Annotated in this window: 10 protein-coding genes; 7 read left to right on the forward strand and 3 right to left on the reverse strand. The window is 65.3% G+C overall.

The window, feature by feature from the left end:
- The first annotated feature begins 178 nt into the window (after nt 1–178).
- Nucleotides 179–592 (forward strand): VOC family protein, encoded by a 414-nt coding sequence (locus tag BDI24065_RS29600; RefSeq protein WP_175034239.1) that lies wholly within the window; start codon nt 179–181, stop codon nt 590–592.
- 111 nt (nt 593–703) lie between these two features.
- Here the strand turns inward: BDI24065_RS29600 and trpS are convergent, their stop codons facing one another.
- Complete coding sequence (gene trpS, locus BDI24065_RS29605; protein ID WP_175034240.1) at nt 704–1,717, reverse strand: tryptophan--tRNA ligase; 1,014 nt, start codon at nt 1,715–1,717, stop codon at nt 704–706.
- A gap of 211 nt (nt 1,718–1,928) precedes the next feature.
- Entirely contained in the window at nt 1,929–2,084 is a 156-nt protein-coding gene (locus tag BDI24065_RS29610) for a hypothetical protein (protein WP_174969675.1), read from the reverse strand.
- Nucleotides 2,085–2,562: 478 nt separating this feature from the next.
- Between BDI24065_RS29610 and BDI24065_RS29615 the strand changes: the two genes are divergently transcribed.
- The 4 genes from BDI24065_RS29615 to BDI24065_RS29630 all read left to right on the forward strand — a co-directional run bounded on the left by BDI24065_RS29615 (nt 2,563) and on the right by BDI24065_RS29630 (nt 4,672).
- A complete protein-coding gene (locus tag BDI24065_RS29615) occupies nt 2,563–3,204 on the forward strand; it encodes a hypothetical protein (protein ID WP_175034241.1) in 642 nt (213 codons plus the stop codon).
- Nucleotides 3,205–3,285: 81 nt separating this feature from the next.
- Nucleotides 3,286–3,618, forward strand: a complete 333-nt coding sequence (locus tag BDI24065_RS29620; protein ID WP_174950012.1) for a RebB family R body protein — start codon at nt 3,286–3,288, stop codon at nt 3,616–3,618.
- A gap of 187 nt (nt 3,619–3,805) precedes the next feature.
- Complete coding sequence (locus BDI24065_RS29625; protein ID WP_174973447.1) at nt 3,806–4,162, forward strand: RebB family R body protein; 357 nt, start codon at nt 3,806–3,808, stop codon at nt 4,160–4,162.
- Between the two features lie 183 nt (nt 4,163–4,345).
- Nucleotides 4,346–4,672 carry a RebB family R body protein gene (locus BDI24065_RS29630; RefSeq protein WP_174980410.1) on the forward strand — a complete coding sequence of 109 codons (327 nt, stop codon included), beginning with the start codon at nt 4,346–4,348 and terminating at the stop codon, nt 4,670–4,672.
- Nucleotides 4,673–4,753: 81 nt separating this feature from the next.
- Here the strand turns inward: BDI24065_RS29630 and BDI24065_RS29635 are convergent, their stop codons facing one another.
- Entirely contained in the window at nt 4,754–5,428 is a 675-nt protein-coding gene (locus tag BDI24065_RS29635; RefSeq protein WP_175034242.1) for a Crp/Fnr family transcriptional regulator, read from the reverse strand.
- A gap of 407 nt (nt 5,429–5,835) precedes the next feature.
- Between BDI24065_RS29635 and BDI24065_RS29640 the strand changes: the two genes are divergently transcribed.
- Nucleotides 5,836–6,393, forward strand: a complete 558-nt coding sequence (locus tag BDI24065_RS29640) for an RNA polymerase sigma factor (protein WP_174980408.1) — start codon at nt 5,836–5,838, stop codon at nt 6,391–6,393.
- 122 nt (nt 6,394–6,515) lie between these two features.
- Nucleotides 6,516–6,766: transposase (locus tag BDI24065_RS29645; protein ID WP_175034243.1), on the forward strand; the 251-nt coding region annotated here is incomplete at its 3' end.

Genomic DNA, 6,766 nt, shown 5'->3' on the forward strand with positions numbered 1-6,766 from the left:
GTGTTCCGGACCGACGCCTGCCTTGAAAGCGGCTTCGTGCTGCATCCGTGTGGGCGCGCAGTGAGCCGAAGTACTGACCGACATGCTGCGTGGTCGCACGCGCGCCAGGAAAGATGGTCGGTCGGACGGAAACGGGCACGCTTGTGTAGACTCGCGCTCATTCAATGGAGCAAACATCATGCAACTGCTTGATCACGTGTCAATCAGCGTGCCGGATATCGAACGGGCGCGCCCGTTCTACGATGCCATCATGGCCGCGCTGGGCGCGACCAAGGTCTATGACCGGCCGACTGCGCTCGGCTATGGCGAACGCTGCAACGCGAACGACACCGCATCGACTTGCCTGGCGGTCTATCTGGATCCCGCTGAAATCGGCGTGAGCAAGCGGCACTGGTGCTTCAAGGCCGCGAGCCGCGAGCAGGTGGATGCGTTTTTCGAGGCCGGCCTGGCGACCGGCGGGCAGTCCGACGGCGAGCCCGGCTTGAGGCCGCATTACCACGGCGACTACTACGGCGCGTTTCTCGTCGACCCGGCCGGCAATCGGGTCGAGGCCGTGTGTCACGCGTCCGTGCCGGCGCACGCATCGCGATGAAGCGGCGCGTGCATCGATGCTCGCTCGCGCACGTGATGCGATGAACGCCACGCGCCGGCCCGATACCGACCAGCGCGCGAAGCACATTTGCGTGCTCGCTGCCTGCGGCGCTCAATCGAAGTAGTTCAACCCCATCGACCCCTTCACCTCCGCGAGCGTCGCACCGGCCACGTCCCGTGCGTGCATCGTGCCGCGCTTCAGGATCGCCATCACTTCGGCCTTGTCGGCCTCGAATTCGCGGCGGCGCGCGCGGATCGGCTCGATCAACGCCTGCAGCCGCTCGTCCAGCACACGCTTGACGACGCTGTCGCCGAGCCCGCCGCGACGGTAGTGCGCTTTCAACTCGTCGACCTTCTGCACGTCGGGCTCGAACGCGTCGAGGAACGTGAACACGACGTTGCCCTCGACCTGGCCGGGATCGCTCACGCGCAGGTGGTTCGGGTCCGTGTACATGTTCTTCACGGCCTGCGTGATCTCGTCCGGCGTCGAGCCGAGCGTGATCGCGTTGCCGAGCGACTTGCTCATCTTCGCCTTGCCGTCGATCCCCGGCAGCCGCGTGACCGGCGACAGCACGGCCTCGCATTCGACCAGCACGGGCTGCTCGACGGTCGCGTTGAAGCGGCGCACGAGTTCGTTGGTTTGCTCGATCATCGGCAGCTGATCGTCGCCGACCGGCACGTGCGTCGCCTTGAACGCGGTGATGTCGGCCGCCTGGCTCACGGGGTAGGTCAGGAAGCCGGCCGGGATGTCGCGCTCGAAACCGCGCAGGCGGATCTCTTCCTTGATGGTCGGATTGCGTTCGAGGCGCGCGACCGTGACGAGGTTCAGCAGGTACTGCGACAGCTCGGCGAGCTCGGGCACCTGCGACTGCACGACGATCGTCGAGATCGCCGGATCGATGCCGACGGCGAGATAGTCGAGCGCGACCTCGATCACGTTCTCGGTGACACGCTGGCGGCGGCCCATGTTGTCGGTCAGCGCCTGCGTGTCGGCGAGCAGCAGGAACTGCTTCGCTTCATGCTGCATCCGGACGCGGGCGCGCAACGAGCCGATGTAGTGGCCGAGATGCAGCGGGCCGGTCGTGCGGTCGCCGGTGAGGATGGTCGGTCGGGTCGGGTGGGTCATGCTGGTCGTTGCTCCGGGTTATCGAAGCCGCCAGCCATGGTGTCTGCGCAGAAACGCAAATGCCGCCATCGCTGGCGGCATCACGTTTGGGACATGCAAAAGGAAACGGGCCGCCTGGGTCAGGCGCGCCACCAGCAATGCACGTTCGGCGAGGCAGGTTGGGTTTCCATTGCGTGAGTATAGCGTAGTGCGTGCCGGACGGCCGTGCGCGTCAGCGGATCACCGACTCCATCGCGAGGTACGCGGTTTCGGCCGAAGGCCACAGCAGGTACAGCAGGCCGGCCATCAGCAGCAGCGCGCCGGCACGTGCGAACGGCGTGCGGTCTTTCTCGCGCGAGGGGCGGGTGGGCGGCTTCGAGTTCTTCATGCTTGCTGGCGCACGAGGCGCCACTCCAACGGTTGCTGCAACGGGTCGGGTGGGGCGACGCCGGGGTGTTGCGGGGTTCGACGGGGGCTGGGGTGCGGTTGGGCACCGTGTCGCCTGGACGGGACGGCACGGATGACCGGTCTCGCGGCCCATTAAAAGGGATCGATCGGGTGTCCGGTGTCCGCTTTCCATGCTGAGGCGACCGGCATCCTACCAGTTTGGCGGGGTGGGCACAGTCAAGAATTGTCGGGGAGGGGGCGGCCGGAGGAGGCATCTCCAATTTCACAGACTCGTCTCACGGTTCGTCCCTACAGCGGTCCTGCCGAACTTTACGGTGAGGCCGTCGCACGTCCATTCCCGGGAGAACACCATGCGATATCCATTGCAGCCTGCCGACCAGGGCGCCTCGGCACCGCGTCCGTCCGCCCTCCAACCGCACGCACCGGCGTCGCGGGCGGACATCGAGGAGAGGTAAGCCATGAGCCACGAAGCACTCGACCCGCTGCTGCGGCAGTTTGCGGAGAAGCGATTTGGGCGGCCCCTCGCGCCGGCCGAAGAACAGGCGCTGCTGGAGCAACTTCCGGGCAGGAGCGGGAACCCGTCAGCGCCGGCGGCGGGCACGGCCGTGCCGGCGCCCGCCGCGAACCGGCCGTTGCCGCAGTTGAAAACCCGGCAGGAGGCGCGCGAACAGATCAAGCATTTCCTGCAGCTCAACCAGCAGAAGGCGTACGAGAAGATGCGCGGCATCCTGCAGACGATCGAAACACAGAACGAGACGACCCTCGGCATGCTGGCGTCGGAACAGCGGAAAGTGTCGGGCGTACTCGACGCGCATGAGCCGCCGGGCGATACGCAGGCATCAGGCGCGGCCGAGATCCAGGACAGCACCCGCGAGGCGCTGGCGATGATCGGCGAACAGCTGACGGGCCTGATCCGGCAGGAAATCGACGCGTGCTTCCGGCAATACGTCGATTCGCTCGCCGAACGGCTCATCGCAAGGCTCGACGCGATGGACGACCGGTTGCGACGCGTCGGCGCTGCCCCGGCCGAACCGTCCGAACCGACTGCCGTCGCCGCCGCTGCCGTTCACGATACCTCCGGCCAAGCGTCCATGGAGTAGCACGCGGGTTATTCGGCAGAAAGCGAAACCGGCCGGCCCCCGATGTGCGACCTCTCAACTACGTGAACCAAGGAGCAACAAATGGCTGATACGTGTCAAGTGTGCCAGGTGAATCCCGCGATTACCGATGCGGTCACACAGGTCAACGTCAAGGTGGTCGCGGAAGCGCCGGCAATGGCGATGGGCTCGCTGTACCAGGCCCAGAGCCATTCGCTCAGCATCCTGTTCGAGAACGCGGTGCAGCAGCAGTCGCAGGCCGCAATCCAGTCGCAGACGTCGACGAACGTGGGGACGATGCAGCTCTACACGATCGGGCCGGAAAGCGCGGGCGCGGCCGCCACGGAAATCGGCGCGAACGGGATCATCTCCATTCTGGCCGACGTGATCGCAATCGGGAAGGCAGTCAAGGCCTGACGCGCCATCGCAACGCCGCGGTTGAGCGGCGGCGCAAGCGGCGGGAGCCGCCAATGCCGCCGCCGCGCCGTGGACCCGCATGGCCGCCGGCGCCTGAACAGCGGTGCCGCGCGGTGTTCCGGAGCAAACGACAGAACGGGCAGAGCCGATTCGATGCGGCGCCTGTTCGCGAATCAGGAGAAATACGATGGCAGATGGCGCAAACGACTCGAAAGACCCCTGCAACTGCAAGACGTGCGCGGTGAACGCCGCGATCACCGACGCGGTCACGCAAACCAACGTCAAGGTGGTTGGCGAAGCGCCTGCGATGGCAACGGGCTCGCTGTACCAGGCTCAGAGCCACTCGCTCAGCGTGCTGTTCGAGAACGCGGTTCAGCAGCAGTCGCAGTCGGCGGTGCAGCTGCCGACCTCGACGAACGTGGGCACGATGCAGCTGTACACGCTCGGGCCGGCGAGCGCGGGGGCCGCCGCGACGGAAATCGGCTCGAACGGGGTGCTTTCCGTGCTGGCTGATGTACTCGCGCTCGGCAGGGCGCTTGCCTGACGCGTAGCCTGGCGTCGACGCCGGGCGGCGGCCCCGATCGGTGGCTGCCGCCCGGCGCCAGACGTCGTGTCGACGCCCGCGATGGCGGGCCCCGGCGGCGGCATGCGGCACGCATCGCCGACCGACCCACTCATGCTTTCGCCGTGACAGCGCCGCAGCGGCGAGCCAACCAGGAGCAACGACATGCCGGAACAGGTTTCCCCCGCGGTGACCGATGCGGTCACGCAAGCCAACGTCAAGGTGGTGGGCGAAGCCCCCGCCGTAGCCTTGGGCACGCTCATGCAGTCGAACAGCCATGCGTCCGCGATCCTGCTGCACAACGCGGTGCAGATGCAGGCGAACCAGGCGATGTCCAACCTTGCCGCCACGACCGTCGGCGTCATGCAGCTCTATGCGGGCTCACCGGCGGCTGCGGCGGCCGGCGCGGCGCGGTCGGCGAACGACAGCTTTGCGTCGCAGCTGGCCGCCGTCGCGCAACTGATGAACGCCATCAGCCACTGGCGCGGCTGACCCTCGCCACGCGCGGCCCGAACCGGCGCGCGCAGCCGCCCCGTGCCGCGGCACCGCACGACGCACGTGCGTGCCGGGCCCTCAATTGGTGTCGACGATGGTCCGGAGCTGCTCCGGTTTCTCGATCGTCACACCGTGCTCGTGTAGCCGGATCAGGCCGTCGCGCTGCATCTTCTGCAGGCTGCTGTTCAGTCGCGGCCGTCTGACGTTGAGCATCGCCGCGAGGATGCTCTGGTTCTCCGGCAGCGGCACCTCGAGATCGTTTCCTTGCATGCGGTTCAGCAGATGGCGCGCGAGCCTTGCGTCGAGCCGGTACAGGCATGCCGATTCGACGAAGTCGCTCAGCTGGTGGATATGCCGGCACAGCTGCTCGTGGATGCGCCCCATGAATTCCGCGTTGGCCAGCAGCGGCGCGAAGTACGGGCGATGCAGCAGCGAAATGCGGCAGTCGGGGCTCAACTGGGCGGTGAAGTTGCGCTGGTGAGCGCGAATCAGTGTGTTTTCGCCGATGAGTTCGCCAGGCATCGAGTGGCCGAGAATGACCTCGCGTCCGCCGGGTTCGTGCAGCGTCCTGTAGACGCGGCCGCGGTGCACGAACGCGACGAAATCACCCGGATCGCCCTTGAAGAACAACAGGCGATTGCCGTGTTCGGGCCAGAGGGTGACATGCCGCTCGATATGGGCGATCAGACTTTCCGGGAGATCGGCGAGTATCGGTATGTTGCGCAACGTTGGAGCGTTAGCAAGGGCAGGCATGTTTTCCGCGCGAGGTTGTTAGACGATGCGGCCACCTAGCGAAAAACGCTGCCTTCGGCATTGCGTGAAGAATGAATAACGAATATATCGGGATAATCGACAAGCAGTCCGGATATCGCGGCACTCTGACGGCAACGGCGCTTGGCTGATTGACATGGATAGCCGTATGCCGGCGCATGAACCCATCGCGGCGGCAGTTGTCCTCTTTCATCGCAATGCCGTTATTCAGGTCCGGCGACGCCCCTTAAACGACGGATCGGAGCATGCAGGGGGATTAATATTTCTGTTCATAATAATCAAGAAAATTTACCGGAACCGATTATCGTTATAACGGTGTTACGCGGGTAACAGCGCCATTCCCGGTATCGACTCGATTCTGTGTTTTCCAATAAAAAGGAAGGCACGGGATGACAACCTCGAACCAGCACGCTGCCCCGGCGCCCGAGTCTCCGGCGCAGCAGCTCGATCGCACGTGGCGGGAAATGCAGGGGAAATTGAGGCGCCGCGCGCGCCTGTTGTGCAAGGGCGATATTCACCGCGCCGACGAACTGCTCTCCGACACCGCACTCAAGGTCCACATTTACCTGCAGCGCTCGCCTGAGCGCGTTCAGAACCTGGCCGGCTTTCTCTTTCTGGTGCTGAACCATGCGTTCCTCGATGGCGCGCGCCGCCGTCTGCGCGAAAGCGGCATGCTCGAATTCGACCCGGGCTGGGACGACGATCACGCCGTCGAGCTGGCCGGCCACGCGCCGTCGGTGGAGCACCAACTACTCCTCCGGCAGCAACTGCTGCGTCTCGAGCAGGCGCTGTCCACGCTGCCCCCGCAGCAGCAGATGCTGTTCACGCTCAAGTTCGAGGAGGACCGGCCCTATCTGCACATCGCGACGACACTCGGGATCAACGAGCCGCTTGCCAGAAAGCGCGTCGAGCTGTTGCGCAAGAAGTTGCGCGAGCAACTCGCGTAAGCGCGTTCACGAACGCGGGCACGCAGCGTTCCTAAGGGACGGTTTCAAAAAGGGCCCGTGGGGCTGTTAACTTTCGCGGCGAGCTGTTAACCTCAGGCATCGGAACAACCGAGACCGAGGAGATGGGCAAGCCGATCATCGACGACGAATTGTGGATACTGATCGAGCCGTTACTGCCGCCACCCAAGCCGCGGCGCGAGAAGAACCCGGGTCGCCTACCTGTTTCGAATCGCGCCGCGCTGACCGGCATCTTGTTCGTTCTCAAGACCGGACTGCGCTGGCGCGATCTGCCTGCCGAGATGGGTTGCGGCTCGGGCGTGACATGTTGGCGACGACTACGCGACTGGCAGGCTGCCGGCGTGTGGGACCGCCT

Origin of the sequence: Burkholderia lata, assembly GCF_902499025.1 — a bacterium.
Classification (GTDB): Bacteria; Pseudomonadota; Gammaproteobacteria; order Burkholderiales; family Burkholderiaceae; genus Burkholderia; species Burkholderia lata_C.

Excerpts from the sequence above, each read along its gene's own strand:
- BDI24065_RS29600 (WP_175034239.1), top strand. The coding sequence starts at position 179 with ATGCAACTGCTTGATCACGTGTCAATCAGCGTGCCGGATATCGAACGG.
- trpS (WP_175034240.1), bottom strand. The coding sequence starts at position 1,717 with ATGACCCACCCGACCCGACCGACCATCCTCACCGGCGACCGCACGACC.
- BDI24065_RS29610 (WP_174969675.1), bottom strand. The coding sequence starts at position 2,084 with ATGAAGAACTCGAAGCCGCCCACCCGCCCCTCGCGCGAGAAAGACCGC.
- BDI24065_RS29615 (WP_175034241.1), top strand. The coding sequence starts at position 2,563 with ATGAGCCACGAAGCACTCGACCCGCTGCTGCGGCAGTTTGCGGAGAAG.
- BDI24065_RS29620 (WP_174950012.1), top strand. The coding sequence starts at position 3,286 with ATGGCTGATACGTGTCAAGTGTGCCAGGTGAATCCCGCGATTACCGAT.
- BDI24065_RS29625 (WP_174973447.1), top strand. The coding sequence starts at position 3,806 with ATGGCAGATGGCGCAAACGACTCGAAAGACCCCTGCAACTGCAAGACG.
- BDI24065_RS29630 (WP_174980410.1), top strand. The coding sequence starts at position 4,346 with ATGCCGGAACAGGTTTCCCCCGCGGTGACCGATGCGGTCACGCAAGCC.
- BDI24065_RS29635 (WP_175034242.1), bottom strand. The coding sequence starts at position 5,428 with ATGCCTGCCCTTGCTAACGCTCCAACGTTGCGCAACATACCGATACTC.
- BDI24065_RS29640 (WP_174980408.1), top strand. The coding sequence starts at position 5,836 with ATGACAACCTCGAACCAGCACGCTGCCCCGGCGCCCGAGTCTCCGGCG.